At 43.4% G+C, this 26,169-nt stretch carries 25 protein-coding genes; 20 read left to right on the forward strand and 5 right to left on the reverse strand.

Annotation, left to right across the window (positions count from 1 at the left end; all coding sequences use genetic code 11):
* Positions 1 to 36 precede the first annotated feature (36 nt).
* Complete coding sequence (locus FTW16_RS00145; RefSeq protein WP_146489665.1) at positions 37 to 732, forward strand: hypothetical protein; 696 nt, start codon at positions 37 to 39, stop codon at positions 730 to 732.
* 27 nt (positions 733 to 759) lie between these two features.
* Here FTW16_RS00145 and FTW16_RS00150 read toward each other — a convergent pair whose 3' ends face one another.
* From FTW16_RS00150 to FTW16_RS00160, 3 genes are all read right to left on the reverse strand, one after another.
* Complete coding sequence (locus tag FTW16_RS00150; protein WP_146489666.1) at positions 760 to 1,689, reverse strand: LysR family transcriptional regulator; 930 nt, start codon at positions 1,687 to 1,689, stop codon at positions 760 to 762.
* A 93-nt stretch (positions 1,690 to 1,782) separates the two neighbouring features.
* Positions 1,783 to 2,535 carry a copper homeostasis protein CutC gene (locus tag FTW16_RS00155; protein WP_146489705.1) on the reverse strand — a complete coding sequence of 251 codons (753 nt, stop codon included), beginning with the start codon at positions 2,533 to 2,535 and terminating at the stop codon, positions 1,783 to 1,785.
* Between the two features lie 315 nt (positions 2,536 to 2,850).
* A complete protein-coding gene (locus FTW16_RS00160; RefSeq protein ID WP_004740353.1) occupies positions 2,851 to 3,459 on the reverse strand; it encodes a peroxiredoxin C in 609 nt (202 codons plus the stop codon).
* A gap of 210 nt (positions 3,460 to 3,669) precedes the next feature.
* Here FTW16_RS00160 and FTW16_RS00165 point away from each other — a divergent pair, with 210 nt between their 5' ends.
* Together FTW16_RS00165 and FTW16_RS00170 are read left to right on the forward strand one after the other, a co-directional pair.
* Positions 3,670 to 4,575, forward strand: coding sequence for a hydrogen peroxide-inducible genes activator (locus FTW16_RS00165; protein ID WP_146489667.1), 906 nt, complete (start codon positions 3,670 to 3,672; stop codon positions 4,573 to 4,575).
* Positions 4,576 to 4,925: 350 nt separating this feature from the next.
* Positions 4,926 to 7,904 (forward strand): hypothetical protein, encoded by a 2,979-nt coding sequence (locus tag FTW16_RS00170; protein WP_146489668.1) that lies wholly within the window; start codon positions 4,926 to 4,928, stop codon positions 7,902 to 7,904.
* A gap of 64 nt (positions 7,905 to 7,968) precedes the next feature.
* On the opposite strand, the gene FTW16_RS00175 is transcribed toward FTW16_RS00170, so the two are convergent.
* The gene (locus tag FTW16_RS00175) at positions 7,969 to 8,415 is read right to left on the reverse strand and encodes a CBS domain-containing protein (protein WP_017070674.1); all 447 of its coding nucleotides are present in this window, start codon (positions 8,413 to 8,415) and stop codon (positions 7,969 to 7,971) included.
* 335 nt (positions 8,416 to 8,750) lie between these two features.
* On the opposite strand from FTW16_RS00175, the gene queA reads away from it, so the two are divergent.
* The 5 genes from queA (at position 8,751) to secF (ending at position 14,414) form a co-directional block, all read left to right on the forward strand.
* Positions 8,751 to 9,803, forward strand: a complete 1,053-nt coding sequence (queA, locus tag FTW16_RS00180) for a tRNA preQ1(34) S-adenosylmethionine ribosyltransferase-isomerase QueA (RefSeq protein WP_108020768.1) — start codon at positions 8,751 to 8,753, stop codon at positions 9,801 to 9,803.
* A 194-nt stretch (positions 9,804 to 9,997) separates the two neighbouring features.
* On the forward strand, positions 9,998 to 11,134 hold the full coding sequence (gene tgt, locus FTW16_RS00185; RefSeq protein WP_017056177.1) for a tRNA guanosine(34) transglycosylase Tgt: 1,137 nt from the start codon (positions 9,998 to 10,000) through the stop codon (positions 11,132 to 11,134).
* A 111-nt stretch (positions 11,135 to 11,245) separates the two neighbouring features.
* On the forward strand, positions 11,246 to 11,575 hold the full coding sequence (gene yajC, locus FTW16_RS00190) for a preprotein translocase subunit YajC (protein WP_010440492.1): 330 nt from the start codon (positions 11,246 to 11,248) through the stop codon (positions 11,573 to 11,575).
* Between the two features lie 20 nt (positions 11,576 to 11,595).
* A complete protein-coding gene (gene secD, locus FTW16_RS00195; protein WP_146489669.1) occupies positions 11,596 to 13,452 on the forward strand; it encodes a protein translocase subunit SecD in 1,857 nt (618 codons plus the stop codon).
* Positions 13,453 to 13,466: 14 nt separating this feature from the next.
* Positions 13,467 to 14,414 carry a protein translocase subunit SecF gene (secF, locus tag FTW16_RS00200; protein ID WP_146489670.1) on the forward strand — a complete coding sequence of 316 codons (948 nt, stop codon included), beginning with the start codon at positions 13,467 to 13,469 and terminating at the stop codon, positions 14,412 to 14,414.
* 244 nt (positions 14,415 to 14,658) lie between these two features.
* Here secF and suhB read toward each other — a convergent pair whose 3' ends face one another.
* Complete coding sequence (gene suhB / locus FTW16_RS00205) at positions 14,659 to 15,462, reverse strand: inositol-1-monophosphatase (RefSeq protein WP_017062836.1); 804 nt, start codon at positions 15,460 to 15,462, stop codon at positions 14,659 to 14,661.
* Positions 15,463 to 15,643: 181 nt separating this feature from the next.
* Between suhB and trmJ the strand changes: the two genes are divergently transcribed.
* The 12 genes from trmJ to FTW16_RS00265 all read left to right on the forward strand — a co-directional run bounded on the left by trmJ (position 15,644) and on the right by FTW16_RS00265 (position 25,811).
* Positions 15,644 to 16,372 (forward strand): tRNA (cytosine(32)/uridine(32)-2'-O)-methyltransferase TrmJ, encoded by a 729-nt coding sequence (gene trmJ, locus FTW16_RS00210; protein ID WP_146489671.1) that lies wholly within the window; start codon positions 15,644 to 15,646, stop codon positions 16,370 to 16,372.
* Between the two features lie 116 nt (positions 16,373 to 16,488).
* Complete coding sequence (iscR, locus tag FTW16_RS00215) at positions 16,489 to 17,010, forward strand: Fe-S cluster assembly transcriptional regulator IscR (protein ID WP_010440512.1); 522 nt, start codon at positions 16,489 to 16,491, stop codon at positions 17,008 to 17,010.
* 27 nt (positions 17,011 to 17,037) lie between these two features.
* The gene (locus tag FTW16_RS00220) at positions 17,038 to 18,252 is read left to right on the forward strand and encodes an IscS subfamily cysteine desulfurase (RefSeq protein WP_017629866.1); all 1,215 of its coding nucleotides are present in this window, start codon (positions 17,038 to 17,040) and stop codon (positions 18,250 to 18,252) included.
* Positions 18,253 to 18,285: 33 nt separating this feature from the next.
* Positions 18,286 to 18,663 (forward strand): Fe-S cluster assembly scaffold IscU, encoded by a 378-nt coding sequence (gene iscU, locus FTW16_RS00225; protein ID WP_004735094.1) that lies wholly within the window; start codon positions 18,286 to 18,288, stop codon positions 18,661 to 18,663.
* 97 nt (positions 18,664 to 18,760) lie between these two features.
* Positions 18,761 to 19,084: an iron-sulfur cluster assembly protein IscA gene (gene iscA / locus FTW16_RS00230; protein ID WP_010440519.1), complete on the forward strand. Its 324-nt coding sequence runs from the start codon at positions 18,761 to 18,763 to the stop codon at positions 19,082 to 19,084.
* Between the two features lie 84 nt (positions 19,085 to 19,168).
* Positions 19,169 to 19,684 (forward strand): co-chaperone HscB, encoded by a 516-nt coding sequence (gene hscB, locus FTW16_RS00235; RefSeq protein ID WP_146489672.1) that lies wholly within the window; start codon positions 19,169 to 19,171, stop codon positions 19,682 to 19,684.
* A 22-nt stretch (positions 19,685 to 19,706) separates the two neighbouring features.
* Complete coding sequence (hscA, locus tag FTW16_RS00240; protein ID WP_146489673.1) at positions 19,707 to 21,557, forward strand: Fe-S protein assembly chaperone HscA; 1,851 nt, start codon at positions 19,707 to 19,709, stop codon at positions 21,555 to 21,557.
* A 20-nt stretch (positions 21,558 to 21,577) separates the two neighbouring features.
* The gene (gene fdx, locus FTW16_RS00245) at positions 21,578 to 21,916 is read left to right on the forward strand and encodes an ISC system 2Fe-2S type ferredoxin (protein ID WP_017629863.1); all 339 of its coding nucleotides are present in this window, start codon (positions 21,578 to 21,580) and stop codon (positions 21,914 to 21,916) included.
* A gap of 117 nt (positions 21,917 to 22,033) precedes the next feature.
* Positions 22,034 to 22,234, forward strand: a complete 201-nt coding sequence (iscX, locus tag FTW16_RS00250) for a Fe-S cluster assembly protein IscX (protein WP_004740335.1) — start codon at positions 22,034 to 22,036, stop codon at positions 22,232 to 22,234.
* 206 nt (positions 22,235 to 22,440) lie between these two features.
* The gene (gene pepB / locus FTW16_RS00255; protein ID WP_146489674.1) at positions 22,441 to 23,736 is read left to right on the forward strand and encodes an aminopeptidase PepB; all 1,296 of its coding nucleotides are present in this window, start codon (positions 22,441 to 22,443) and stop codon (positions 23,734 to 23,736) included.
* A gap of 106 nt (positions 23,737 to 23,842) precedes the next feature.
* The gene (ndk, locus tag FTW16_RS00260; RefSeq protein WP_016797173.1) at positions 23,843 to 24,277 is read left to right on the forward strand and encodes a nucleoside-diphosphate kinase; all 435 of its coding nucleotides are present in this window, start codon (positions 23,843 to 23,845) and stop codon (positions 24,275 to 24,277) included.
* Between the two features lie 391 nt (positions 24,278 to 24,668).
* The gene (locus FTW16_RS00265; protein ID WP_060983298.1) at positions 24,669 to 25,811 is read left to right on the forward strand and encodes a bifunctional tRNA (adenosine(37)-C2)-methyltransferase TrmG/ribosomal RNA large subunit methyltransferase RlmN; all 1,143 of its coding nucleotides are present in this window, start codon (positions 24,669 to 24,671) and stop codon (positions 25,809 to 25,811) included.
* Positions 25,812 to 26,169: the final 358 nt, after the last annotated feature.

The following is a 26,169-nucleotide window of genomic DNA, read 5'->3' on the forward strand; positions in this document are numbered from 1 at the left end:
TTATCCTCCACATTTATTTTTCAGGTAGATATCAGTATGAAAAAGTTTCTTTTAGTTTTGTCCCCTCTTTTCACGTTAACAGCGTGCGGCAGCGTTGCCATCATGGACAAATCAGAAGTGGTTAGTAAGCAACCGCAACTTATTATTAAAACAGATGGTGACTTCTGGGGATTGGGACAAGAAGGAACGTTTGATATTGCAGGTATGTATCAAGGCAAATACAGTCGAAACTCATCAAGTTCAACATGGTTTGATACTGTCTCTTTTAAAGACGGAGAGCTTGCAGCTGAGATCACTAGAAACGACAATGGTCAGGTGTGGAACTTAATTTGTTCTGGCGGTGGGACTTCAGTTAACTATATGGGTGTTGATTTCGGTGGCAATAAGCCTTATCGCTGCTCTGTAACCCAAAGAAATGAGAAAGTAGGAGAGTTCGTCTTAGAGCCTCAATCTGGGATGATTAAAGTTAGTTTAGAGAAGAAAGAAGCTGGCTACATACGAGTTGGGTCGAGTAAATATGATGTAGAAACTGTCCACTCAAGCAAAGACCTTTTGATGTCAGTTGAAAAACCTTTAGGGTATAGCTTTAAACAAGTTTCACAAGAGGTAGCAGCCGCTCAGACGAATGGAATGCTAACTTTACAGATGATGCCTGAACTTAATGATGATGAGAAAGATACGCTAGTTATTGGTACTATCGCGAGTGCATTGAGTTGGCGTCCAGAAGACTAGGGTTCAATATATACCTTGTAACTGAGCTTACTTTTGAAGCTGTTCTGATAAAACTTGTTTAATGAGTTTTGAAAGCCAATTTGTCAAAGGCGAGTTTCGATTTTTAATGTGTATATAGCTATAGATTGGCTTTGTATGTACATGTCCCTGAACTAAAACGTCAATTCCACGTAGGTTCGGATAATTCTCTACTGGGAATAGGTTGGAATGGGGCATGTACATATCAGTATGTTGAATGACATCGATTAGAGCCATGACCAATTCGCTGCGGAAACCTATACTATGCTCGATGGAAAGGTCGGTTAGAATCTGAGACGCTAAGCTAAAATTGTCATTCCAACCTGGTGTGACTAATGAAGCGATATCGTACCCTGCCATATCATATGGAGTTACGGTATCTTGCTTTAAAGGGTGATCTTGCCTAACAAATATACGTCCTGTTAATTCAATGAGCTGCCTTGTATAGACTTCTTTACTTGTCTTTTCTCCTAAATAGCTTACTCCCATCAAAACCTCATCTTTTTGTATATCTGAGACAGACGAGTTTGACCATGGAACAAGCTTTAGTTTAGCGTTTGGTGCTTGTGCTCTTATATCTTTAAAAAGTGAGCCGGACAGACAAGAAAGTACCACTGGAGATAGGGCTATTTTCAACGTGTAGTCAATCTCTTTCGGGTCAAAAGCGTTCGATGCATTAATCGCGATAGATAGACCGTCCATGAACGGTTTGATTTGATTAGTGAGCTGTTCTGAGAAAGCGGTAGGCTGCAAACCTCCATGAACTTTAACGAAAAGGTCATCATTGAAGTGGTATCTTAGCTTCTGTAGGGCTTGGCTAACTGCTGGCTGAGAAACGAATAAACGTTCTGCCGCCTTTCTGGTGTTTTTTTCTTGATAAACAATCAGAAAGGTACGTAACAAGTTTAAATCGAGAGAGCTGAATAAGTCTTTAGCCATATCTGTCCATGAAAGGTTTACTGCGTTATTAAATCTAATATACGTCAGTCAGTTAGATTAGTCAGCGTGGTTCTTTTCGATTTTTGGTAGCGACTATTGTCCTAAAGCGGTAAGGGCAGCTCTTACATCGGATATCTTATTCGCATCAGTCACGGGGATCTGATAATCATCAATATCATCACTGCCCATTTGAGCACTTGAGTTGCTTTCCATTAGGCTCGGTCTTGTCGATTTACCTGAAAGATGAAGTGCAGGTACTTGGGTGGTGCTATGAATCATTTTCGCATTCGTTGCGTTGACGCCAGCCCCTGCCATGATGTCGACTCGACTATCGGCCTGTTTAACCATCTCTGCCAAGATATTGATGCCTTGCTCAGCATTAACAGCAAGCCCTGATGTCAGGATCCTTTCACATCCAAGTGCGATGACCTGTTCTAAGGTTGTTTGGTAATCAGAGCTTTGATCAATGGCTCTGTGAAACGTAATCCCAAGCTTTAATGAGTGCGCTTTGTCAGCCAGTTGCTGCATTTTTGGCATATCAATACTTCCATTAGGCGCTAACACGCCAAGTACGACCCCATTCAATCCTGCACTCGCACAAGCTTCAATATCTTCAAGCATACAGAGCATATCGTCATCATCGAAAATGAAGTCGCCTTGTCTTGGTCGTATCATAGCGTAGACAGGAACGGACGAAACTCTTGCCGCTTGTTTCATCATACCGAAGCTAGGAGTTAACCCGCCAAGTGCTAGTGAGGAGCAAAGTTCAATGCGATTTGCGCCGCCAGACAGCGCGTTGTGTAGAGATTCTAAGTTATCGATACAGACTTCAATTTCGATGTTCATCATGTTTATCCGTTTAAAAAGATACTGATGAAATCATAGCAATCTTGGGATGATTCTGAATAGGTAGAGATAGAGGAAAATAGAGGTAAAGTTTGGCTTTGCGGTTACCTCTATTCATAGTGGATATGAGCGAGGAATAAATCATTATTGAAGCAATAGATGCAAAAAGCCCGAAGCGTGAACTTCGGGCTTTGAATAAGACTTTACTTCTTAACTGATTGGCGGTGCGCTTTGCGCTATTAGCTTATGCTTTATTTCTCTTTATAGAGAGTCTTCCAACCATTAACCCGCGTTGAGTTCGGGCTTAAGAGGTAATTACTTGCTTAGGTCGTCAGCGTGCTCAGATAGGAATGCTGCAACACCTTTTGGAGATGCGTCCATACCTGATTTACCTTCTTCCCATTGTGCAGGACAAACTTCACCGTTCTTCTCGTGGAAGTTTAGTGCGTCTACCATGCGTAGCATTTCGTCGATGTTACGACCTAGTGGAAGGTCGTTAACTACTTGGTGACGTACAAGACCGTCAGCATCGATTAGGAAAGAACCACGGAAAGCAACGCCTGCTTCTGGGTGCTCAACATCGTATGCTTTGCAGATCTCGTGCTTAACGTCAGCAACTAGAGGGTATTTAACTTGACCGATACCGCCATCAGCGATAGCAGTGTTACGCCATGCGTTGTGAGAGAATTGAGAATCGATAGAAACACCGATTACTTCAACGCCTTTAGCTTGGAAATCTTCAAGACGGTTGTCGAAAGCGATTAGCTCTGAAGGACAAACGAAAGTGAAGTCTAGTGGGTAGAAGAAAACTACAGCTTTCTTACCTTTAGTGAATTCTGCGAAGTTGAAGTTATCAACGATCTCACCGTTACCTAGAACAGCTGCTGCAGTAAAGTCAGGGGCTTGACGACCTACTAGTACCATTTTGGAATCTCCTAAAAAATTAGTTGGCCCAACACATCTTTGTTTGGGCTCCGTTTCTACGCGACAAACTATAGTACAATCGGTACTATAGAAAAAAGCGAATTAAATAGATTAAGTTAATCGAAAAAAGCGATAAGCTTATTCTTTGTCCTTTTCTCAGGTCTTATGACCTTCGTGTAACTTATCCTACTCATATTACAAAGTAATTTCATGAATAAATGGCCAAGTCTTAAGCAACTTCACTATCTTGTTACTCTTCACGAAACACGCCACTTTAGCGACGCAGCTGATCGCTGTTTCGTTAGCCAGTCTACTCTAAGTAAAGGTATTCAAAACCTAGAAGAGCTTATCGGTTGCCCTCTTTATGAGAAGAAAGATAAAAAGAGTCCATTGGTCTTCACGCAAGCGGGTGAGCTGGTGGTCAAGCATGGACGAGAGCTATTGGCGAAAGGGCAAGATCTTGTCGAACTCGGTAACCTATGTAACGGAGATGCGATGCAAGGGCAGCTGCGAGTAGGGTGTATTCCTACCATTGCACCGTTCCTTTTGTGCGATTTGGTACAAGAAGCGAACCAACGCTTTCCACAGTTGAATTTACTGTTACGTGAAGACACGACAACCAATCTGTTGGCTGCACTACGTCATGGTGAGTTAGATGTACTGATTTTGGCCTTGCCCGTCGATATCGACAACATGGAAAGCAAAGTTGTCGGGCAAGATCCATTCAGAATGGTGATCAGTCGAACTCAAGCCGATGGTATTCGTGTCCCGATTAAATATGATGACCTACCAGACGAGTCTGTATTCTTATTGGAAAATGAACACTGTTTAACCGAGCACGCAGTATCAGCCTGTAAGCTAACAGATAAAGAGAAGATAAACCCGTTTACAGCGACGAGTCTTCATACATTAGTGCAAATGGTAGCTAATGGTTTAGGAACCACCTTTATTCCGCAAATGGCGATTGATCACGGCTTGTTGGAAAATCAAAACCTAGTGGTGATTGATCCCCCAGGTCAGCAAGCGTATCGAGATATAGGCCTTGTTTGGCGTCCAAGCTCGTCACGTCGTGAAACCTTCCATCAATTAGCAGATGTGGTTTCTGAGTTGCTTTAAAATCTCAGTGTACGAATAGATAAAAATCTACCTTTGAGCGGCTATGTAAGCCGCTCTTTTATTTTTACGAATAATTGAACAAAACATCATTTCTAATTGTATATTTCGGGGGCGACTTTTTCATTATCTATTTAACCTTCGATTTTATTATCCTTTTTGTCACTCTATTTGCTAGGAAATGTGAGCCTAATTAAGTTAATGATAATTGTGTTTTATAAAAGTTGATGTTGCATTCTCTGTATGGATAGTAAGCCTAGCTAATAATAAATAACTTTTATTGTTAGCTAGGTAAAGTAAATGACGATGATGTTATTTACTAATTAGTCAAAAATAAAATCAAAAGAATAATTATGAATGATACTAAACAACGTTTGGTAGGGCTTGTTGCACCCTTCTTTTTATTGTCAGGAATGGCTAATGCTTCAGGTGATAAAAACGGGAACGATTTGTTCGATGAGGTAAATTTAGAGCGAAATTGTTATCAGGAATTTATTGAAGGTGAACCTTGTTGGTCAACCCTACCTCAACTTTCTAATCAGCATGCAGTCATCGAAGAAACTTTATCGAAATTGTATCCTCAGTATGCCCAAAGTATTGAAAATAAGGACTTAACAGCTTTTCGTTATTTGGAACGTATGTTTACTCTCGATCCAAAAAGTGGCGAGATTATCGTTGCACTATCTGCAGTTAGAGAAGGAGTACCCTTCGATTCTTTATGGGGTGTTGCAGAAAAACGTCAAGCTGACGATGCAGTTGAAACTATTGAAAACCTCGTTGTCGAAATTTCCGACATGGAAGATTTAGAAGCGGTACTTTTTGATATTTATTATGATCGCGCTACAGCCGATTTTATTTTGGCTAATCGTTCTACTGACCAAGCTAGAATACAGTGGATTGAGCAAGCGAGTACCTCAACTGTAGAAAAATACCGTCAACAATCTTTCGATATTCTATTAAATGCTTTTGATGGCTATTGGAAGTTGATCGAAAACCACCCTCAAACATTTGCTAATGCGCAGCCATTTCGTGATGTAAAAAGTGCTCGATATCTAAATGACAAAGGACAGTCATTACCGGTATATCAAGAAGACCTTTTAATTACAGGTTATAAAGATGCTTTATTAGCTTATCAATTAATGAATGAGTTATTGTCTCAGCAATTACAACTCAGTAAATTAAAGGCAGTATCGGCGAGCTCTGCAGAGCAAAAATCTAAGCTTGCATATGAAGCAAGCTCACTGCTTGAGCGAGTTTCTTTACAAGAGAAGCAGCTACGTCGTTTGTTAGGCGCTGATTCCTATACCCATATAATGTTGTCCTCTGAGCTTGATAAATTTAAAGGCAACATTGTTGATTTGAAATCTGTAGCTAATTGGCTCGAAGGTGGAGCTAACTATTTAGGGCTGCCTGATGATTTTGTTTTGTTGATGCCAGATTACAACTCGCAAGATAATATTGGGAACAGCTCATTCGAGTCTTTGGAAAAAGTGTTAGGTGGGATGTCACACTCATTAGAGTATTCATTGAATAAAGCTCAAAAAGAGCGTGTTGATTACCACTACCAATTGGATTCATTTGCACGAAACTTCGCTCAAGAAAATGACCGATTAAAGGCAAGATTGTTTACTTTACTCGGATGTTCGGTCGACTCGGATGTTAGACCTTGTAAAGAACAGACCGAGAGTCAACGTCAAGGAAGCTTAATCGGCTACCAGTTGAAAAGCGTTCAAGCTACAAAGACCGAAGTTGAACGAGCCTATAGACTTCATAGTGAGGTATTGAAAAACATATCGAAAGAAATTGAACGTATTGAGCAAGATAAGGATGTTAACAATGCGATCGATGAGATTACGGTTAAGTTGGGTCTTAATGATATTCCTTTCAAAAGCTTAATTGATGAAAGCCGAAAGTCGACTTTGGATATGAATTTAGTGCTGTCTTCCGAAGACGTTAAGCGCTCTCTTGATATCTTAGGCCGCTTTTTGAACGATATCGGTTCCACCGACTTGTCATCGACATTTTCTGCTATTGAAAGCTTACAAGGCGCTTTGAAGGGAAGCTCTCTTGAAGCTGAATTATATATTCAGAAGTTGGCTTTGCTCGAGCGTTCAAGAATCAAAGGCTTACGAGCAGAACAATTAGATGTCTTTACAGAAGGTCGGATTAAGGAACTAACGTTAGAGCTAGAAACTGCTAAAGCTGATATGGCTAAGTCGCTTTCTAATTTAGTTGATGATGCCGATAGATTGGTAGCCTTTAGTGCAGAAGCTCAGCGTTTGGTTGCTCAAATAGAACAAAATGAACATCTTAAATCTGAACGCTCTTATGCTAATCCGCTGAATTTCAGTGCGTTGACCGTTGAAACATCTCGAGCTGAATCAGAGTTCTCTAACCTTAAAGAATGGCTTTTTTATGCTGTACAAGCACTTGAGTATAAATGGCAGGAGTCGTTTTATGATCGCCTTGAGGGTTTTGATAAAAACTTTGTGTTTAAGCTCCAAGATAGACAGCGATCAACCGCTTACTTAGATGCATTAAAGCGTTTTGACGATAAGATGTATACGCCATTCGGCCAGAAAGTGACGGATGTTATTTCCCTAAAGGAACATGTTTTTGGTTACATCGATAATCATGGTGGGAAAACCATTTACTACCCTGCTCCTGATGGTAGCGGAGATATGTTGACTGCAGATGAAGCGTTTAACGCAAAGTTAAAGCTGCTTTCTCGTAACTTTGGCTTTGATAAATGGTTAACTGTAGAGTTCAGTACCGTGAAACACTTTCCTAAAACGAACCTTTTTCATGGCCCGATACTTGGCAACGAAGATGATGTGATGTGTTTAGAAGTTGCTGGGAATTACTCCGATAAAATTGACGGGATTTCGATTAACCTTGCAATCAATTATGACATATCGGGTGAATCTGCAACTCGCGCACTTCTTACTTATGGTGGTAATAACTACATGCGTAGCCGTATTCCAGGAATGTTAACTGATGATGGCGAAGGGCTTAAAGAAGATTTGATTCCCTATTCAACACGTTTTTCAGATATTTCCAATAACGGTGTTGTATCTAAAAGCAGTTTTAAACAGCATATGAGCGCTAATATCATGACTAGCTATCATGATAATAAAGAGCTCCTTAACCCAACTTATTCATTTAAAGAGAGAAGTGTAGCAGCTTCAGGGTGGAGGTTGTCTCTTCAGTTAGGTGACGAATATGGTGACATTGTTGAAACTGAAGCGATTGATGATATCCGAATGATAGTGCAGCACAACCTGAAGGCTCGACGTGCCTCAATTTGTAGCGGCGAATCTGGTCCTTTATAACAACATAAATAACTTAACTTTGAGCCTCATAGTTTTATGAGGCTCTTTCTATAGCTTCCGAGCGTTACTCTACTTCCGCTTCTTCTGGCTCGACTTCTTCTTGTAGCTCTAACAAATTGATCGCTATCGTGACGAAATCGCTGTCTGTAATAATCCCCACTAGTTCATGGTTTTCTACGACAGGTAAACAGCCCACTTTGTGTTTCTGCATATAGATAGCCGATTCTTTCAATCCTGCACGAGGTTCTACAGACATAACACTTTTGTGCATGATGTCGTTGAGGGGGGTGGCAAGAGTAAAAGATTGAGCTTGTGGGATATTTTGTAGGCTGGATTCTTGAGCTGCGAGAACATCTCGCTGAGTCACCACACCAAGCAGCTTTCTGTCGGAATCAACGACCGGAATATGGCGGATATCAAGTGCTTCCATCATGTGCTTAGCATCGGCCAGTGAGTGTGAGCGCAATAGAGTATGAGGGTTGCGAGTCATCATATCTTCAACCTTGATCATACGAACCTCCTTCTTTTTTTATTTGTTACTATTACTATAGTTTTTTATCCCAAAAATAACTGAGATCTGACGCATTTTTGAGTGAGTTTTATGCAACTAATTTTTTAGTTTAAGGAGGTGAATCAGTAGCATTATTTTACGCCTCTTTACAATAATCCATTGCTGTAAACCTTGCTATTGCGGCTCGTGTGCCTATACTAGCCCACTGCGAAAATTTTAGTCGTGTTTGCGATGTGTTTCCGGTAACGATTGACTTACCGTAACCATTGTTCAGCAACTACGATTTATAGTTCGTTAATGGCACAAATCTCATCAACTAAGACAAGACTAGACACATGCAAGTTTCAGATTTTCACTTTGACCTACCAGATGAACTCATTGCTCGCTACCCTCAAGAGGAGCGTACAGCAAGCCGCCTGCTTAAATTAGATGGCAATAGCGGTAACCTAGCTGATGGTTCGTTTAAAGACGTTTTAGACTTAGTTGAGCCAGGCGATCTTGTCGTTTTCAATAACACTCGAGTAATTCCTGCTCGTGTATTTGGTCGCAAGGCATCCGGCGGTAAGCTTGAAGTGTTGGTTGAACGTATGCTTGATGAGAAAAGCATTCTTGCGCATGTTCGTTGTTCTAAATCACCGAAGCCGGGCACCAAGTTGTTCCTTGGTGAGAACGATGAGTATGAAGCTGAAATGGTGGCGCGTCACGATGCGTTATTTGAAATCCATTTCACATCTGATCAAAGCGTTTTAGAGATTCTTAACAGTGTTGGTCACATGCCACTGCCTCCTTACATCGATCGTCCTGATGAAGATGCAGATAAAGAGCGCTACCAAACTGTCTATAATGAAAAGCCGGGTGCGGTTGCAGCGCCAACAGCAGGTCTTCACTTTGATGACAAGCTAATGGCTGGTATGAAAGAGAAAGGTGTCGAGTTTGCTTACGTGACACTTCACGTTGGTGCTGGCACGTTCCAGCCGGTAAAAGTCGATAATATCAATGATCACCACATGCATGCTGAGTACGTTGAAGTACCGCAAGAAGTGGTTGACGCTGTAGCTGCAGCAAAAGCTCGTGGCGGCCGTATTATCGCTGTCGGCACAACATCTGTACGTTCACTCGAAAGTGCGGCTCAAGATGCACTGAAAAACGGCACTGAGTTAGTTCCTTTCTTTGGTGATACAGAAATCTTCATCTTCCCTGGTTATGAGTACCAGTTGGTGGATTGCTTGATTACCAATTTCCACTTGCCAGAATCAACGCTGATTATGTTGGTAAGTGCATTTGCTGGCTACGACCATGTGATGGGCGCATACGATCACGCGGTGAAGAGCGAATATCGTTTCTTCAGCTACGGCGATGCCATGTTCATCAATAAGAAAACGAGCTAATTTAAGCTGGTTATAAACGATATAAACAGAATTTACGGGTGCTAGCAGTAAGCTAGGAGTCGGGCAGGGTGTCTGTCTAATCTCTCGCAAGGAATACGCGACCGCTCCTCATAGAACCCACTAAACTGAACTTTTGTTTGGCTTAAGGTTCTGAATTAACAGTCAGATTGTTTCTCTGGCATATTGGAGGCTTCGTGAAATTAAAATACGAACTTAAAAAAACTAATAGCGGCGCACGTCGTGGTCAACTTCAGTTTGAACGCGGTACCGTTGAAACCCCAGCATTCATGCCTGTAGGTACTTACGGTACTGTAAAAGGTATGACACCTGAAGAAGTGAAAGACACAGGCGCTGAAATTCTATTAGGTAACACATTCCATTTATGGCTACGTCCTGGTCAAGAAATCATGAAAATGCACGGCGACTTGCACGATTTCATGAACTGGCACGGTCCTATCCTGACTGATTCAGGCGGCTTCCAAGTGTTCAGCCTAGGTGCAATGCGTAAGATCACTGAAGAGGGTGTTCACTTCCGTAACCCTGTAAACGGTGACAAGATCTTCATGGACGCTGAGAAGTCTATGGAAATCCAAAAAGACCTAGGTTCAGACATCGTAATGATCTTCGATGAGTGTACGCCGTACCCAGCGACACACAAAGAAGCAAAAGACTCAATGGAGATGTCTCTTCGTTGGGCTGAGCGTTCACGCAACCACTTCGACAAGCTTGAAAATCCGAACTCACTATTCGGCATCGTTCAAGGTGGTGTGTATGAAGACCTTCGTGATGTATCTGTTAAAGGTCTAACTGAAATTGGTTTTGACGGTTATGCAGTTGGCGGCCTAGCAGTAGGCGAGCCAAAAGAAGATATGCACCGCATTCTTGAGCACACATGTCCTCAACTGCCTGAAGATAAGCCACGTTACCTAATGGGTGTAGGCAAACCAGAAGACCTAGTTGAAGGTGTTCGTCGTGGTATCGACATGTTTGACTGTGTAATGCCAACGCGAAATGCACGTAACGGCCACCTGTTTGTGACTGAAGGTGTGATCAAGATCCGTAATGCGAAGCATAAAACCGATACAACACCACTAGATTCAGAGTGTGACTGTTACACTTGTAAGAACTACAGCAAGTCGTACTTACACCATTTGGATCGTTGTAACGAAATCCTAGGTGCTCGACTGAACACGATTCATAACCTGCGTTTCTATCAACGAGTAATGTCAGACATTCGTCAGTCTATCGATGAAGATCGCTTTGAAGAGTTCGTTGCAGAGTTCTACGCAAGAATGGGGCGTGAAGTGCCACCACTAGGTAAAGAATCTTAGTATTTCTTTTTTGCGAGCCCTATCTCTCTTCCGAGTGATGGGGCTTGAAAATAAAGGGATGCGACCCAATTAGACAAACAATTACGAAAATATAAATAGAGGATGTTTTAAATGTTTATTTCTCAAGCTCACGCAGCAGCAGAAGGTGCACCAGCAGGCGGCGGTTTCGAAATGCTTATCATGCTAGGTATGTTCGCTGTGATCTTCTACTTCATGATCTACCGTCCACAAGCTAAGCGTGTTAAAGAACACAAGAACCTTATGTCTTCTATGGGCAAAGGCGATGAAGTTCTTACAAGCGGCGGCCTAATCGGCAAGATCACTAAGATTGCTGAAGACAGCGACTACGTTGCTATCGAACTGAATGCAAACAACGAAGTAGTTATCAAGAAAGACTTCGTTACAGCAGTGCTACCAAAAGGTACTCTGAAATCTCTATAAACAGCTAGAGGATCCTCGCTGTGCTAAACCGTTACCCGTTATGGAAGTATTTGATGGTGGTGTTTGCCATCGCTATCGCTGCGTTGTACGCTCTTCCAAATATATACGGTGAAGATCCGGCAGTTCAAGTTACAGGGGCGCGCGGCGCCTCTGTAGATATGTCTACGCTGGATGCTGTCACCAATGCTCTTGAAGCAGAAAACCTTTCTACTAAATCCGTTGCTCTCGAAAACGGTTCCATTCTTGTTCGCTTTAACGACACAGATACGCAAATTAGTGCCCGTGATATCATCACAGAAGCACTAGGCGATGACGTTATCGTTGCTTTAAACCTAGCGGCTTCAACTCCTGATTGGCTTGAATCTATTGGCGCAGCGCCAATGAAACTTGGTCTTGACCTACGTGGTGGTGTTCACTTCTTAATGGAAGTGGATATGGACGCTGCGATGCAAAAGTTGGTTGGCCAACAAGAAGAAGCATTCCGCAGTGAACTTCGTGAAGAGAAAATCCGTTACCGTGCGATTCGCCCATCTGGTAAAGATGCGGTTGAAGTGATCCTACGTAACGAAGAACAGCTTGCTGAAGCGAAATCGCTACTGCAATCTAAGCACCAAGATATGACGTTCGTAGATTCTGAATCTAACGGTCGCTTCTCTTTGGTTGCAAGCTTTACAGAGGCTCGTCTTCAAGAAATCCGTAACTACGCGGTTGAGCAAAACATTACTATTCTACGTAACCGTGTAAACGAACTTGGTGTTGCTGAACCTTTGGTTCAACGTCAAGGTTCTAGCCGTATCGTAGTGGAATTGCCTGGTGTTCAAGACACGGCTCGCGCTAAAGAAATCCTTGGTGCGACTGCGACACTTGAGTTCCGTGAAGTGGATAGCAGTGCTGACTTAGCCGCTGCCGCTTCTGGTCGTGCCCCTGCGGGTAGCGAAATCAAGCAAGATCGTGATGGTCGCCCTGTGGTACTTAAGAAACGCGTTATTCTTGGCGGTTCGAGTATTACGGATGCAAGCTCAAGTGTTGATGAATATGGCCGTCCTCAAGTTAACATCTCGCTAGACAGCGAAGGTGGTAGCAAGATGTCTGCATTCTCTCGTCAGAATATCGGTAAGCTAATGGCAACGGTATTTGCAGAGTACAAAGACAGCGGTCGTAAAACACCGGAAGGTCGAGTTATCTTAAGTAAGCACGAAGAAGTAATTAACCAAGCGACGATTCAATCTGCGCTAGGCCGTAACTTCCGTATTACGGGTATCGACTCAACGGCTGAAGCTCATAACTTGGCACTTCTACTACGTGCTGGTGCATTGATTGCGCCTATCTCGATTTTAGAAGAACGTACGATTGGTCCATCTATGGGGCAACAAAACATCGATATGGGTATCATGGCGATGGTTTGGGGTATGGCTGCAGTAATGTTGTTTACTCTGCTTTACTACCGTACTTTCGGTTTGATTGCGAACGTTGCGCTAATGGCTAACTTGGTGTTGATTATCGGTGTTATGTCGATGATTCCGGGGGCTACCATGACCCTGCCAGGTATTGCCGGTATCGTATTAACGGTCGGTATGGCAGTTGATGCCAACGTACTGATCTTTGAGCGTATACGTGAAGAACTTCGAGATGGACGCAGTCCACAACAAGCGATTCACCAAGGTTACGCGAACGCATTCAGCACAATCGCCGATGCCAACATCACCACACTACTAACAGCAATCATTCTATTTGCTGTGGGTACTGGTGCTATCAAAGGCTTCGCGGTAACGCTGTCTATCGGTATCTTGACTTCAATGTTTACAGCTATTGTCGGAACACGTTGTATCGTGAACCTGATGTATGGCGGTAAACGCGTTAAAAAACTGTCGATCTAAGGCTAGGAATTAATATGTTTCAGATTCTAAAAGCAGACAAAATGATCGACTTTATGCGTTGGTCAAAGGTTGCCTTTGTTTTTTCTATCTTGATGATTGGTACTGCTATCTTCACCCTAACAACGAAATCGTTGAACTGGGGGCTAGATTTTACTGGCGGTACTCTGATTGAAGTTGGTTTTGAACAACCGGCACATCTTCCTGATATCCGTAGTGCACTAGAAGCAGAAGGCTTTGGTGATGCAACGGTACAGAACTTCGGTTCAGCTCGTGATGTAATGGTTCGTTTACGTCCACGTGATGGCGTAGCGGGCGAAACACTTGGTAACCAGATCCTTTCTGCTATTGAGAGCGGTACTGGTGAGCAAGTTGAAATGCGTCGTATCGAGTTCGTTGGTCCTAACGTGGGTGACGAATTAACAGAAGCGGGTGGCCTTGCCATTCTTGTTTCTCTTATCTGTATCCTGATCTACGTATCTGTGCGATTCGAATGGCGTTTGGCGGCGGGTGCGGTATTAGCATTGGCGCACGATGTTATCATCACACTGGGTGTGTTCTCGATGATGCAAATCGAAGTGGACTTAACCATTGTCGCGGCATTGCTAACGGTAGTTGGTTATTCCCTCAATGATACCATCGTTGTATTTGACCGTATTCGTGAGAACTTCCGTAAGATGCGTAAAGGCGAAGCACCTGAAGTACTAAACAGCTCAATCACACAAACATTGAGCCGTACATTGATCACTTCTGGTACAACGTTATTCGTAGTTATCGCACTGTTCGTTCAGGGCGGCGCTATGATTCACGGATTCGCAACTGCACTTCTACTCGGTATTACTGTTGGTACTTACTCTTCTATCTACGTTGCATCTGCACTAGCAATGAAGTTGGGTATTACGCGTGAACATCTAATGCCACCACAAGTAGAAAAAGAAGGTGAAGAGTTTGACGAAATGCCTTAGGCCTTGGCTTAACAAGTTTCGCTAAACCAGAAAAACCGCTAGGTAACTAGCGGTTTTTTTACGTCTGTATTCTACGGGGAAGCTCAATGCAATTTAACGTTGAAGTGAGTTGTACTTCATTTCACTAAGAGACATTCGGATCGTATCTCGCATCTTGGAATCGCAGATACAAAAAAGCCTCGCAATCGCGAGGCTTTAGAATTTCTACGCTCTGCTATAAGAGAGCTTTAACGTAAGGTCTGAATTACTTCAGCATACCTTCGTTAGCGTTCTCACGAACGTGCTTAAGAATAGACTTAACACCACGTGCGCTTGAAGCAACAACATTACCAGAAGTCATGTAATCAGTACCGCCAGCAAAGTCAGTCATGATAGCACCAGCTTCACGAGCGATTAGGTCGCCAGCTGCTAGATCCCATGGCTTAAGGCCAAGTTCTAGGTAACCATCAACACGGCCAGCTGCTAGGTAACATAGGTCAAGAGCAGGAGAACCTGTACGACGGAAATCAGCACAGTCAATGAATAGACCAGAGATGATCTTCATGAAAGATTCAGAGTGTTGTTTTTGCTTGAATGGGAAACCAGTCGCTAGAACAGTACCTTGAAGGTCTTTTAGTTGAGTAACACGCATACGAGCGTTGTTAAGTTGAGCGCCAGCGCCACGTTGAGCTGTGAATAGCTCGTTTAGCATTGGGTCATAAACACAAGCAACTTCTGTACGACCGTTCATACGAACAGCGATAGATACAGAGAAGTGAGGGAAACCTTTTACAAAGTTGTTGGTGCCATCTAGTGGGTCAACGATCCATTGTACGTCAGAGTCTTTACCTTCAGTCAGGCCTTTCTCTTCAGAAATAATGCTGTGCTCTGGGTAAGATGCTTTGATTGTCTCAATAATCATGTACTCAGCTTCTTGAGCAATGTTAGTAACGTAATCGTTGTTACCTTTTAGAGACGATTCGATCTTATCAGTTGTTTCTAGAGATTTAGCAATATGGTTGCCAGCTTTACGCGCAGCGCGTATCGCAATGTTTAGCATTGGATGCATATGGTTTTTCCCACAAGATGTTAAAGAACAATTTAAAGCGGCGGCGAGTATACCAAAGTTTTACCAAAAGGGAAGTGGTTATTTTTTGAACTCTTGGTTTCACATTCCGCGAAGGGTCTGACCATTTTACTTTGCTATGTGTTAATATCTCGCGATTATTTTTAAAGTGGTGTCATATAGCATGTTAGACAATGTAAAAGTCGTTCTGGTTGGTACGTCTCATTCGGGAAATATCGGATCAGCAGCTCGCGCAATGAAAGTGATGGGTTTGAGTCAATTAGTTCTTGTAGACCCTCAATGTGAAGTTGACGAGCAGACCTTAGCACTGGCTGCTGGTGCAGGTGACATCGCAGAAAACGCGATGATTGTTTCTACTCTTGAAGAAGCAGTAAAAGACTGTGGCTTGGTTGTGGGTTCAAGTGCTCGCTCTCGTACGCTTGAATGGCCAATGCTTGAGCCTCGTGAGTGTGGTGAAAAGTTTGCGGTTGAAGGTCAGAAGCACCCAGTAGCATTAGTATTTGGCCGTGAACGTACTGGCTTAACTAATGATGAACTTCAGAAGTGCCACTTCCATGTATGTATCCCAGCTAACCCTGAATACAGCTCGCTAAACCTAGCAATGGCAGTGCAGACTCTGAGCTATGAAGTGCGTGTAGCTCACCTTGATATGGTCGCTAGCCAATATCAGCCACAGCAACAAGATGAGTACCCTCGTCACGAAGAACTAGAAATGTTCTACGAGCACCTTGAAAAAGTGATCATTGATACCCAATTTATCTCTAAGGATAAGCCAGGTCAGGTGATGAATAAGCTACGTCGCCTATTTAGTCGTGCTCGTCCAGAACTGCAAGAAATCAACACGCTTCGCGGTATTTTGACTTCGATTGAGAAGAGCAAAAACGACAAATAAAGCCCATACAATAGTTAAGGGTGAATACCTGACTAAAATAGTCAACTAAATACTTGACCAATTTAGTCGGGTATGGGAAGATTCCAACCACATAAACAATGTGGATACGGTGTGATATGAAACTTACATCTAAAGGAAGATATGCGGTAACAGCTATGCTAGATGTAGCACTGCATTCGCAAAAAAGCCCAGTTCCTCTGGCTGACATTTCAGAGCGACAAGGCATCTCGTTATCTTACTTAGAGCAACTATTTTCTAAGTTACGTAAAGCTGGCTTAGTTGCTAGTGTTCGCGGCCCTGGTGGTGGTTACCGTTTAGGTGCTGAAGCGAGCGACATCGCTGTCGGAACTGTGATTGCAGCAGTAGACGAATCAGTGGATGCGACTAAGTGTCACGGTCGAGCAGATTGCCAAGGTGGTAGTCGTTGTTTAACTCACACTCTATGGCGTGATTTAAGCTCCCGAATCAGCAGCTTCTTAAACGACATTACGCTCGGTGAGCTAATGAAAGATAACGAAGTTTTAGAAATTTCTGATCGCCAAGATATCGATCTTGCGGTTAATAATGGTTTTGCACATAAAAATACGAGCACTACAACGATTAGTGCAGCACCTCACGGTGTTAATGCCCGCTCTTAGCGGTCAGTTTTTACATTGGAGTAGAAAATGAAACTGCCTATTTACTTTGACTATTCAGCTACATGCCCAGTCGATCCACGAGTTGCTGAGAAAATGGTTCAGTGCATGACGATGGACGGTAACTTCGGTAACCCTGCATCTCGTTCACACCGTTACGGCTGGCAGGCAGAAGAAGCAGTAGATAATGCTCGTGAGCAAATTGCTGACCTACTAAATGCAGACCCACGTGAAATTGTTTTCACTTCTGGTGCTACAGAGTCAGATAACCTTGCTATTAAAGGTGCAGCGCACTTCTACGAGAAGAAAGGTAAGCACGTAATTACGTGCAAAACAGAACACAAAGCGGTTCTTGATCCATGTCGCCAACTAGAGCGTGAAGGTTTTGAGGTAACTTACCTTGAGCCAGAAGCAAACGGCATCATCGATCTAGACAAGCTACAAGCTGCAATGCGTGAAGACACTGTTCTAGTTTCTATCATGCACGTTAACAACGAGATTGGTGTAATCCAAGATATCTCTGCAATCGGCGAACTATGTCGTTCACGCAAGATCATCTTCCACGTTGATGCGGCTCAGTCTGCGGGTAAAATCCCACTAGACGTACAAGAGATGAAAGTTGACCTAATCTCACTTTCAGCTCACAAAATGTATGGCCCTAAAGGTATCGGTGCACTTTACGTTCGTCGTAAGCCACGTATTCGTCTTGAAGCACAAATGCACGGCGGCGGTCATGAGCGTGGTTTCCGTTCAGGTACGCTTGCTACTCATCAAATCGTGGGTATGGGCGAAGCTTGTGCTGTTGCTAAGCAAGACATGCAGAAAGATTACGATCACGCACTAGCACTTCGTGAGCGCCTATTGAAAGGTGTTCAAGATCTAGAAGCGGTAACGGTAAACGGTGACTTAGACCAACGTGTACCCCACAACCTAAACGTGAGCTTTGCTTTCGTTGAAGGTGAATCTCTGCTTATGTCTCTAAAAGACCTAGCAGTATCATCAGGTTCTGCATGTACATCAGCAAGCCTAGAGCCTTCATACGTTCTTCGTGCTCTTGGTCTGAACGATGAACTGGCACACAGCTCAGTACGTTTCTCATTCGGCCGTTTCACAACGGAAGAAGAAATCGACTACGCGATTGCACAAATCCGTGTAGCGGTAAACAAATTACGCGACATGTCTCCTCTATGGGATATGTATAAAGAAGGGATTGATTTGAACACTGTTGAGTGGGCTCATCACTAATCTCACGGAAATAGAGGATTCGAGGTAACTATCATGGCATATAGCGAAAAAGTAATTGATCACTACGAAAACCCACGTAACGTAGGTTCGTTTGATAAAGAAGACCCAAGTGTAGGTAGCGGCATGGTTGGCGCACCAGCTTGTGGTGACGTAATGAAACTGCAAATCAAAGTATCTGCAGAAGGTATTATTGAAGACGCAAAATTCAAGACTTACGGTTGCGGTAGCGCAATCGCTTCTAGCTCACTAGTAACTGAGTGGGTTAAAGGTAAAAGCATTGATGAAGCAGCGGCTATCAAAAACTCTGAAATTGCAGAAGAACTAGAGTTGCCACCAGTGAAAGTTCACTGTTCAATTCTTGCTGAAGATGCAATCAAAGCAGCAGTTGCGGATTACAAAAAGAAGCACTAATCGCTTCTACAAGGTAATCACTTCAAAAAGTAATATTTGGGAGCACCCTTTGTGCTCCCCCTGAGTTCTCAATTTATATAAAACACAAGGTTGTAGTATGGCCATCACCATGACAGATACGGCAGCAAGCCGAGTTCAAGCTTTCCTAGATAACCGAGGTAAAGGTATCGGGTTGCGCTTAGCGGTAAAAACTACTGGCTGTTCGGGTATGGCGTATGTACTGGAATTCGTTGACGAGCTTAACGAAGAAGACGAAGTGTTCGAGCATTCAGGTGTTAAGGTCATCATTGATCCAAAGAGCCTAGTTTACCTAGACGGTACTGAGCTTGATTACGTAAAAGAAGGCCTAAACGAAGGTTTTGAATTCAACAACCCGAACGCGAAAGGCGAATGTGGTTGTGGTGAGAGCTTCAACGTATAAACGCTTCAATCGTTAAGCGTTTATAGTGAGCGAAGAATAAAATTAGGCTCTGATTGAAGAGCCTAAACTTAGGACCACCGTTACATGAATCATTTCGAATTATTTGGGCTACCACTTCAGTTTCAACTGGATGGTAGCCTTCTTTCTTCTCAGTTTAGAGATCTGCAACGCCAATTCCACCCTGATAAATTTGCCACTGCTTCTGAGCGTGATCGCTTGCTAGCCGTGCAAAAAGCTGCGCAAATCAATGATGCGTATCAGGTATTGAAGAATCCAATCAGCCGAGCTGAATACCTGTTAGTGCAACATGGTGAGGATATTCGCGGCGAGCAGCAGACCATGCAAGATCCTATGTTCCTAATGGAGCAAATGGAATTGCGTGAAGAGCTTGAAGAGATCGCCGACAGTTCTGAACCTGAAGATGCTTTGTTTGCATTTGAAGGAAAGGTTAGCAAAATGTATAAACAACAATTAAGCGCTATCCAACAAGAACTCGACAGCGAAGCTTGGTTAGAAGCTGCAGACCGAGTAAGAAAGCTTAAGTTTATTGCAAAATTAAAGAATGAAATCGAATTAGTTGAAGATCGTTTGATCGGCTAGTTCGTATAACAAGGACACATCCATGGCACTACTTCAGATTGCAGAACCAGGGCAAAGCGCCGCTCCTCACCAGCACAAGCTTGCTGTGGGTATTGATTTAGGTACAACAAACTCATTGGTTGCGGCAGTGCGCAGTGGTGAGGCGAGCACACTGGTTGATCAACAAGGTCGCAGTATTCTGCCTTCCGTTGTTCACTATACGTCAGAGTCGTACACGACTGGTGATGAAGCTCGTGCAAATGCACAGACTGATCCTAAAAATACCATTATCTCGGTGAAGCGATTAATCGGTCGTTCATTGTCAGATATCCAACAGCGATACCCGTCTCTGCCATATCAGTTTGAAGAAAGTGATAATGGTCTGCCTGTGATTCGCACAGAACAAGGCAACAAGAACCCAATTCAAGTATCAGCAGACATTCTGCGAGCGCTAGGTCAACGTGCTGAATCTACATTAGGTGGCGAGCTATCTGGCGCTGTGATTACCGTTCCTGCGTACTTTGATGATGCACAGCGTGCAGGTACGAAAGACGCGGCGCAACTTGCTGGTCTTCACGTGTTACGTCTTCTTAATGAACCCACTGCAGCTGCGATTGCTTACGGCTTGGATTCAGGTAAAGAAGGAGTAATTGCTGTTTATGACTTAGGTGGTGGTACGTTTGATATCTCTATCCTACGCCTTTCTAAAGGTGTCTTCGAAGTTTTAGCAACAGGCGGCGACTCTGCATTAGGCGGCGATGACTTTGACCATTTAGTTGCGGATCATTTCCAAGAGCAAATGGGCTTATCAGAGCTAACTGCAGAACAGAATCGTATTCTTCTCGACGCCGCAACAGAAGCGAAGATTGGCTTATCTGAAACGGAAAGCGTTGAGGTTGACGTACTAGGTTGGTCTGGTTCATTAACTCGTGATGAGTTCGAAGCGATCATTAAACCTCTAGTTAAGAAAACACTGCTTTCATGCCGTCGTGCACTGAAAGATGCGGAAGTTGACGCGGATGAAGTACTAGAAGTCGTGATGGTCGGCGGTTCTACTCGCACATTGCTTGTACGTGAAATGGTGGGTGACTTCTTTGGTCGTATGCCATTAACCAGCATTAACCCTGATGAAGTGGTTGCGATTGGTGCATCGATTCAAGCGGATATCTTAGTCGGTAATAAGCCTGATTCTGAAATGCTGCTACTGGACGTTATCCCCCTGTCTCTTGGCATCGAAACCATGGGCGGCTTGGTCGAAAAGATCATCCCTCGTAACACCACAATCCCAGTTGCTCGCGCACAAGAATTTACCACGTTCAAAGACGGTCAAACTGCAATGACAGTGCACACCGTTCAAGGTGAACGTGAGATGGTTGATGACTGTCGTTCACTGGCTCGATTTGCTCTTAAAGGCATCCCGGCGATGACTGCTGGTGCGGCGCATATTCGTGTGACTTACCAAGTAGATGCAGATGGTCTACTATCGGTCACCGCTATGGAGAAGAGCACGGGTGTTCAAGCTGAAATCCAAGTTAAGCCTTCTTATGGCCTAAGTGATAACGAAGTAGCGAGCATGCTGAAAGACTCGATGACGTTTGCAAAAGAAGACATGCAAGCGCGTGCTCTTGCTGAGCAACGCGTAGAAGCGGATCGTGTTATTGAAGGCCTAATTGCTGCAATGCAAGCTGATGGCGATGAGCTGCTGGATGAGCAAGGTAAACAACAACTGGTTCAAGCGATTGAAGCACTGATTGAAGCGCGTAATGGCGATAATGCCGATGCCATTGAACTAGAAATTAAGAATACCGACAAAGCGAGTCAAGACTTTGCTTCTCGTCGTATGGATAAATCAATTCGTGCTGCACTGTCAGGTCAGTCAGTCGATAATATTTAATAGTTAGAGAATAGATAAACATGCCAAAGATTATTGTTTTACCTCACGAAGATCTATGTCCAGAAGGCGCTGTTTTAGAAGCAAAAACTGGTGAGACGGTTCTTGATGTTGCACTGAAGGCCGGTATTGGTATTGAACACGCATGTGAAAAATCGTGTGCATGTACGACATGTCACGTTGTGATTCGTGAAGGTTTTGATTCTTTAGAAGAGAGTGATGATCTAGAAGATGACATGCTAGATAAAGCATGGGGCTTAGAGATGGAATCTCGCCTTGGTTGCCAAGCAAAAGTGGCTAATGAAGATCTTGTAGTAGAGATTCCAAAGTACACATTGAACCTAGCGTCTGAAGATCACTAAGAACTTCTCTATGGTCATGGTGGTTTCGCCATGACTGATATTACGGTTTAACAAAACTGGCCTAAAATATAGATCATAAAGGTGACCAAGCGTCGCTAATAAATATAAGGAAGTGTTATGAGCTTGAAGTGGATTGATTCGCGAGATATCGCAATTGAGCTATGTGATTTGTACCCTGATACTGATCCTAAAACGGTACGTTTTACCGATCTACACCAATGGGTATTAGACCTTGAAGAGTTCGATGACGAGCCTAACCACTCGAATGAGAAAATCTTAGAGGCTATTATTTTATGTTGGATGGATGAGATGGATTAATCCTCTTGTCTAATTACTTGGTCGCGGGTTGGTATCAGTCAAATATAAAACGCAGCCAAGTTAACAATTCTTACCAAAAAAAGCGGACCTTATGGTCCGTTTTTTTATCAAAATGACATTTTCCTCCTACATAATGCTAACATCAGTGCGCTAATAAAAAATAATCAGAATCACACACTCAAAGTGGTTCATGACAAGGAGAAATCATGTCTACACAGATGTCAGTATTTTTAAGTCAAGAAGCTGCCCAGCCTCAGTGGGGAGCAAGAGCTATTTTATCGTTCTCAGAAGCAGGAGCGACCATTCACATTGGTGAAGGCCACGATCTAGGCGCAGTTCAACGTGCTGGTCGTACGCTTGACGGACAAGGTATCGCATTCGTTTCACTTCGTGGTGAAGGTTGGGATCTAGAAAGCGTTTGGGCTTTCTATCAAGGCTACCGTGGACCAAAGAAAAAGAATGCATTGGAATGGGATGCTCTTTCAGAAGCTGATCAAACTGAGCTTGAAGCTCGTATTCGTGCAACTGACTGGACGCGTGACATTATCAACAAAACCGCTGAAGAAGTGGCGCCTCGTCAATTAGCGACGATGGCAGCTGAATACATCAAATCAGTGGCGCCTGCGGGCACAGTAAAAGCAAAAATCGTTAAAGACAAAGATCTCCTAACTGAAGGTTGGGAAGGCATCTACGCGGTAGGCCGTGGCTCTGAGCGCACATCAGCAATGCTGCAACTGGACTTCAACCCAACAGGCGATGAAAACGCACCTGTATTTGCTTGCTTAGTGGGTAAAGGTATTACGTTCGATTCGGGCGGCTACAGCATTAAACCAGGCCAATTCATGACAGCGATGAAGGCTGACATGGGCGGCGCAGCAACGATTACGGGTGGTTTAGGTCTAGCGATTGAACGTGGTCTGAATAAGCGTATCAAGCTTATTCTATGTTGCGCAGAGAACATGATCTCTGGTCGCGCATTGAAGCTTGGCGACATCATTACTTACAAAAATGGTAAGACAGTTGAGATCATGAATACCGATGCGGAAGGTCGCTTGGTACTTGCTGATGGTCTGATGTACGCAAGTGCACAAAATCCTGAGCTGATCATCGATTGTGCAACGCTAACAGGCGCTGCTAAAAATGCATTAGGTAACGACTACCACGCACTATTAAGTTTTGATGATGAGTTATCTCACCAAGCGCTAACGGCGGCAAACCAAGAGAAAGAAGGCCTATGGCCACTGCCTCTTGCTGACTTCCACCGTGGTATGTTGCCTTCAAACTTTGCTGATCTGTCAAACATCAGCACGGGCGATTACACACCGGGTGCAAGTACAGCGGCTGCGTTCCTTTCTTACTTTGTAGATGACTACAAAAAAGGTTGGATTCATATGGATTGCGCAGGTACTTACCGTAAGTCAGCAAGTGACAAGTGGGCGGCAGGCGCAACGGGTATGGGCGTTCGCACACTGGCTCGTCTTCTTATCGACCAAGCAAAATAATAATAAGGGTGAGCGGTATTTTGTGCCGCTCATTCATAAAGCTAAGATCGAAAGATCTCAGTAATTTCAGTATTTAATAACAAAAAAATGAAGTGAAGGAATCCCTATGGCTCTAGAAAGAACGTTCTCAATTGTTAAGCCGGATGCAGTTAAGCGTAACCTTGTTGGTGAAATCTACCACCGTATCGAAAAAGCAGGCCTAGAAATTATTGCTGCTAAGATGGTTCGTCTTACTGAAGAGCAAGCGAGTGGCTTCTACGCTGAACACGAAGGTAAAGAGTTTTTCCCAGCTCTTAAAGAGTTTATGACTTCTGGACCTATCATGGTTCAAGTGCTTGAAGGCGAAAACGCGATCGCTCGTTACCGTGAACTAATGGGTAAAACTAACCCAGAAGAAGCGGCGTGCGGCACTATCCGTGCTGATTACGCAATCAGCATGCGCTACAACTCAGTACACGGCAGCGACAGCCCTGAGTCTGCAGCTCGCGAAATCGAATTCTTCTTTCCAGAATCTGAAATTTGCCCACGCCCAGCTCAATAATCGGCACAGCAAATAATTCTAAAGGCTTCACTTCGGTGAGGCTTTTTTCGTTTCTGATGGGGAGTGGGAAAAGATGTGTAGTGAAAAGCGAGATTCCAGATACCTCGTCCCTTGGTTCTGGAATGACGGGGAGCTTTGGAGAAAAAATATCGTAATAAATATTGTGAGCTGTCGGTGATTGTCTACGTCATTCCCGCAAGCGACGAAGGAGTGTAATCGGGAATCTTTTCTTTAAATGGGGTAATCTCAGGCTAATAAATATATTTGTTCAAATTTTAATCGCTTAAGTTTGAATGTCTTAATAAACACAGGGTTTTACAATGCTTGTTGAAGTTGCGTAAAGCCTGTACAATTCGCGCCCTTAATTATTGTTCCGTCATTGAGAGGCATCATGACCACAGCTAAAGTCAATCTACTCGATTTTGATCGTAAAGGTCTTCGTAAATTTTTCACAGAAGAACTGAATGAGAAAGCGTTTCGAGCAGAGCAAGTGATGAAGTGGATTTATCACTTCGGTGTCGATGACTTCGAACAGATGAACAACATCAACAAAAAATTACGTGAGAAACTTCAACGTCGCTGTGAGATTGTTGCACCTGTTGTTTCTGAAGCTCAACACTCTTCAGATGGCACAATTAAATGGGCGATGAGCGTTGGCGATCAAGACGTTGAAACGGTATACATCCCAGATGGTGACCGTGCGACGCTGTGTGTGTCTTCACAGGTTGGTTGTGCACTTGAATGTAAGTTCTGTTCTACAGCTCAACAAGGCTTTAACCGTAACCTAAAAGTTTCAGAGATTGTTGGCCAAATCTGGCGTGCATCTCGTGAAATCGGTCTAGAAAAAGAAACCGGTCGTCGTCCAATTACTAACGTTGTAATGATGGGTATGGGCGAGCCTCTATTGAACATGAAGAACCTAATGCCATCATTAGAAATCATGCTTGATGATCTAGGTTTCGCACTGTCTAAGCGTCGTGTAACCGTATCAACTTCTGGTGTTGTTTCTGGCCTTGACCAAATGACAGACAACATCGATGTAGCATTGGCTATCTCTCTACACGCGCCAAACGATGCACTACGTAGCCAAATCATGCCGATCAACGACCGTTGGGATATCCAAGACTTCCTAGCATCTGTTCGTCGTTACATTGCATCTTCAAATGCTAACCGCGGTAAAGTAACGGTTGAGTACGTGTTATTGGACCATGTGAATGATGATATGGACCATGCACGTGAACTTGCAGAGCTAATGAAAGAGACGCCTTGTAAGATCAACTTGATTCCATTCAACCCTTACCCGGGGTCGCCTTATAAGAAGCCAAGCAACTCTCGTATTGATCGCTTCCAAAAAACGCTGATGGAATATAACTACACAGTAACGGTTCGTAAAACTCGTGGTGATGATATTGATGCCGCGTGTGGTCAGTTAGTCGGTGATGTTATTGACAGAACCAAGCGCACTAAAATGCTTAAAGCAGCCTCTGAAGCGAACTTGATTGCCGGTGATGTGATTGAAGTAAAAGCGGTATAAAACGCGATTAGAACCTAAACAAGCCAGAAGTCTTACTTCTGGCTTGTTGCTTTTCTGGGATACAGTTTTTGATTTTTTGGACTTCTTGCCCACGCTTTCTTACATTTTTCGTCAAATTTTGGACAAAACCATGAGCTGACGGTAAATTTTGTTTAAAGTGTTTTTGCCTTGTAATGGCATTAGCTTATGATTAACTAATCTTAAATTAATTTAAGTGCTCGCTTGCTTCTGATCGTCAATATGTCTATTTAGGTTGGCTACTTGATAAACTAGCTTCCTGAGAAGGTCATCCATAATAAATGAATGATGTTCGTCTTTAAGGGTTGATGATTTAGATAGCAGGAAAAATTCCACATAA

This window comes from Vibrio sp. T20, assembly GCF_007858795.1.
Taxonomy (GTDB): Bacteria; Pseudomonadota; Gammaproteobacteria; order Enterobacterales; family Vibrionaceae; genus Vibrio; species Vibrio satsumensis.

Bases quoted from the DNA above. Each gene is read 5' to 3' on its own strand.
- FTW16_RS00145 (WP_146489665.1), top strand. From the start codon at position 37: ATGAAAAAGTTTCTTTTAGTTTTGTCCCCTCTTTTCACGTTAACAGCG.
- FTW16_RS00150 (WP_146489666.1), bottom strand. From the start codon at position 1,689: ATGGCTAAAGACTTATTCAGCTCTCTCGATTTAAACTTGTTACGTACC.
- FTW16_RS00155 (WP_146489705.1), bottom strand. From the start codon at position 2,535: ATGAACATCGAAATTGAAGTCTGTATCGATAACTTAGAATCTCTACAC.
- FTW16_RS00160 (WP_004740353.1), bottom strand. From the start codon at position 3,459: ATGGTACTAGTAGGTCGTCAAGCCCCTGACTTTACTGCAGCAGCTGTT.
- FTW16_RS00165 (WP_146489667.1), top strand. From the start codon at position 3,670: ATGAATAAATGGCCAAGTCTTAAGCAACTTCACTATCTTGTTACTCTT.
- FTW16_RS00170 (WP_146489668.1), top strand. From the start codon at position 4,926: ATGAATGATACTAAACAACGTTTGGTAGGGCTTGTTGCACCCTTCTTT.
- FTW16_RS00175 (WP_017070674.1), bottom strand. From the start codon at position 8,415: ATGATCAAGGTTGAAGATATGATGACTCGCAACCCTCATACTCTATTG.
- queA (WP_108020768.1), top strand. From the start codon at position 8,751: ATGCAAGTTTCAGATTTTCACTTTGACCTACCAGATGAACTCATTGCT.
- yajC (WP_010440492.1), top strand. From the start codon at position 11,246: ATGTTTATTTCTCAAGCTCACGCAGCAGCAGAAGGTGCACCAGCAGGC.
- secF (WP_146489670.1), top strand. From the start codon at position 13,467: ATGTTTCAGATTCTAAAAGCAGACAAAATGATCGACTTTATGCGTTGG.
- suhB (WP_017062836.1), bottom strand. From the start codon at position 15,462: ATGCATCCAATGCTAAACATTGCGATACGCGCTGCGCGTAAAGCTGGC.
- trmJ (WP_146489671.1), top strand. From the start codon at position 15,644: ATGTTAGACAATGTAAAAGTCGTTCTGGTTGGTACGTCTCATTCGGGA.
- iscR (WP_010440512.1), top strand. From the start codon at position 16,489: ATGAAACTTACATCTAAAGGAAGATATGCGGTAACAGCTATGCTAGAT.
- FTW16_RS00220 (WP_017629866.1), top strand. From the start codon at position 17,038: ATGAAACTGCCTATTTACTTTGACTATTCAGCTACATGCCCAGTCGAT.
- iscU (WP_004735094.1), top strand. From the start codon at position 18,286: ATGGCATATAGCGAAAAAGTAATTGATCACTACGAAAACCCACGTAAC.
- iscA (WP_010440519.1), top strand. From the start codon at position 18,761: ATGGCCATCACCATGACAGATACGGCAGCAAGCCGAGTTCAAGCTTTC.
- hscB (WP_146489672.1), top strand. From the start codon at position 19,169: ATGAATCATTTCGAATTATTTGGGCTACCACTTCAGTTTCAACTGGAT.
- hscA (WP_146489673.1), top strand. From the start codon at position 19,707: ATGGCACTACTTCAGATTGCAGAACCAGGGCAAAGCGCCGCTCCTCAC.
- fdx (WP_017629863.1), top strand. From the start codon at position 21,578: ATGCCAAAGATTATTGTTTTACCTCACGAAGATCTATGTCCAGAAGGC.
- iscX (WP_004740335.1), top strand. From the start codon at position 22,034: ATGAGCTTGAAGTGGATTGATTCGCGAGATATCGCAATTGAGCTATGT.
- pepB (WP_146489674.1), top strand. From the start codon at position 22,441: ATGTCTACACAGATGTCAGTATTTTTAAGTCAAGAAGCTGCCCAGCCT.
- ndk (WP_016797173.1), top strand. From the start codon at position 23,843: ATGGCTCTAGAAAGAACGTTCTCAATTGTTAAGCCGGATGCAGTTAAG.
- FTW16_RS00265 (WP_060983298.1), top strand. From the start codon at position 24,669: ATGACCACAGCTAAAGTCAATCTACTCGATTTTGATCGTAAAGGTCTT.